Here is a 2,162-nt window from a genome sequence, read left to right as displayed (position 1 = left end):
CAGGGCAAATTATTATACTGTTTAATTTCAATAGCGGGGATCTTTATGGAATAAATGAGTAGTTTTTTCAAAGCATAAACAGTTACTGCGACAAAATCATCGTCTTTACGCCGACAAACATGCAAATCAATATACAGATTAACTTGTGAAAGTAGCCACAAAAAAAACAGCATGGTTGTTAAGTATAATAGCCAGCTTTCCATGTTTTCACCCTACCTTATTGCCGTTAACCGTCCTGCTTCTAGTATGCTCGAATAAACAAAAATAAGACAACCGAATGGTTGTCTTATTCTTTAGTCTCCGTATCAGGAAGCAGGTTGGCGATATCCGGCAAGTCCTCCAGACTATTTAGGCCAAAGCATTGTAAAAACTCGTCAGTTGTACCATACAGAATGGGACGTCCTACTGCTTCTTTACGACCTACTTCCTTTATAAGTTTTCGTTCAAGCAGTGTGGTAATCACTCTATCGGCCTTAACACCACGAATACTTTCAATTTCTTGTTTGGTCACAGGTTGTTTAAAAGCTACAATGGCAAGTGTTTCTAGGGCAGCAGCCGACAATTTGCTATCCTGTATATCGGCCAGTTTGCTGACAATATCAACAAGAGAGGGTTTTGTACACAGTTGATACCCGCCAGCCACTTCTACAACGGTAAGACCACGTTTTTCACTCATCATGCTCACTTGCATTTCAGCGATCAAAAGATGCACATGATTAACATGAATATCTAATATTTGTGCTATTTTTGCCGCAGGCAACGGTTGTCCACTGGCAAATAGCAATGCCTCAATGGCTCCCTGCAAATGTTGATAAAACATCCGCCAGTCACTCCTTCAAACTAAGCCATATCGGTGCAAACTGCTTTTCTTGATAAATAACGATTTGCTTTAATCTTATTAGCTCAAGTAGCGCTAAAAAAGCCACAATAAACTCCGAACGAGAACCTGTCCTAATCATAATCTTGTGAAATTCTAATTTTCCGCTATTACTTCTTAAAAGAGTCATAATATCGTGCATTTTATCCTTAACACTGATCTCTTCCGGGGCAACAACGGCATAGTTAGGAGTAGTACTTTCCCAAAGTGCTATAAACGCCTTCAAAAGATCATCAAGCGTAAGCCCCTCTGGTAACGGATATTGTTTGGCAAACTCTTGCGGCATTCGGAAAAAATATTTTTCCCTTTCATTGCCTAGCTCACTAAGCAGTTGAGCAATTTGTTTATACTTACGGTATTCAATCAGCCGCTCAACTAATTCTTGGCGCGGATCCATTGGTTCATCGGTTGCTTCGGCAATCATCGGACGCGGTAATAACATGCGCGACTTTATTTGTAACAACGTAGCCGCCATAACAAGAAATTCACTGGCCACTTCAATATCAAATTCTTCCATAGCCTTAAGATATTGCAAATATTGCTCAGTTATCTCCGCGATGGGAATATTATAAATATCTATCTGATTTTTTTCTATGAGATGCATAAGTAAGGCTAATGGTCCTTCAAAAGCTTCTAGCTTGATAGTATAGCCTGACATATAGTATTAGCCTAAGTTCATGACTGTCCGGACTTCTTCCATGGTTGCTGCTGCCAATTTTCTCGCACGTTCAGCGCCATAAGCTAATATTTCCTTGATTTTTTCAGGTTGGGCAGCCAGCTCTTTGCGGCGGTTATGAACATCTGCAAGTGTAGTAACCATTTTGTCAGCCAGTCGCTTTTTGCATTCTACGCAACCAATGCTAGCATTACGGCAATGACTGGCAATTTCCTGTTCTTCCTGACTAAATATTTTATGAAACGTATAAACAGTACAAATTTCCGGATCGCCCGGGTCAGTCTTCTTCACCCGTTTGGGATCAGTAATCATCAATCTTACTCGAGCTCGTAACTCATCTGGTTCTGCAGCATACGGAATCTCATTACCATAAGATTTACTCATCTTTCGTCCATCAATTCCTGGTAACAGCGGGCTCAAAATTGCCTGAGGTTCAGGGAAAATCGGCTTATACAAATGTGCAAAACGGCGAACAATCTCTCTTGTCAACTCAAGATGCGGTAATTGGTCTTCAGCTACTGGCACGACATGTGCTTTATAAAGTATAATGTCGGCTGTCATCAATTCCGGATAACCCAAAAATCCATAGGTATTAATCTCTTTACCCAT

General features: G+C 40.5%; 3 protein-coding genes and 1 pseudogene. All 4 read right to left on the bottom strand.

The genetic code is table 11. The features are described 5' to 3' along the window. Positions 1–203 (bottom strand): annotated as a pseudogene (locus AC29Z1_RS17045) (hypothetical protein); the annotation flags it as partial. 83 nt (positions 204–286) lie between these two features. Beyond that, on the bottom strand, positions 287–820 hold the full coding sequence (scpB, locus tag AC29Z1_RS17040) for an SMC-Scp complex subunit ScpB (protein ID WP_488272643.1): 534 nt from the start codon (positions 818–820) through the stop codon (positions 287–289). A 7-nt stretch (positions 821–827) separates the two neighbouring features. Next, a complete protein-coding gene (locus tag AC29Z1_RS17035; RefSeq protein ID WP_488272642.1) occupies positions 828–1,535 on the bottom strand; it encodes a segregation and condensation protein A in 708 nt (235 codons plus the stop codon). Between the two features lie 6 nt (positions 1,536–1,541). Beyond that, a partial coding sequence (locus AC29Z1_RS17030) for a tryptophan--tRNA ligase (protein ID WP_488272641.1) occupies positions 1,542–2,162 on the bottom strand: 621 nt, incomplete at its 5' end.

Source organism: Sporomusa sp., from assembly GCF_057736855.1.
The sequence above is the reverse complement of the archived record's forward strand: the minus strand, read 5'-3'. Positions and strand labels throughout refer to the sequence as shown.

Bases quoted from the DNA above. Each gene is read 5' to 3' on its own strand.
- scpB (WP_488272643.1), bottom strand. From the start codon at position 820: ATGTTTTATCAACATTTGCAGGGAGCCATTGAGGCATTGCTATTTGCC.
- AC29Z1_RS17035 (WP_488272642.1), bottom strand. From the start codon at position 1,535: ATGTCAGGCTATACTATCAAGCTAGAAGCTTTTGAAGGACCATTAGCC.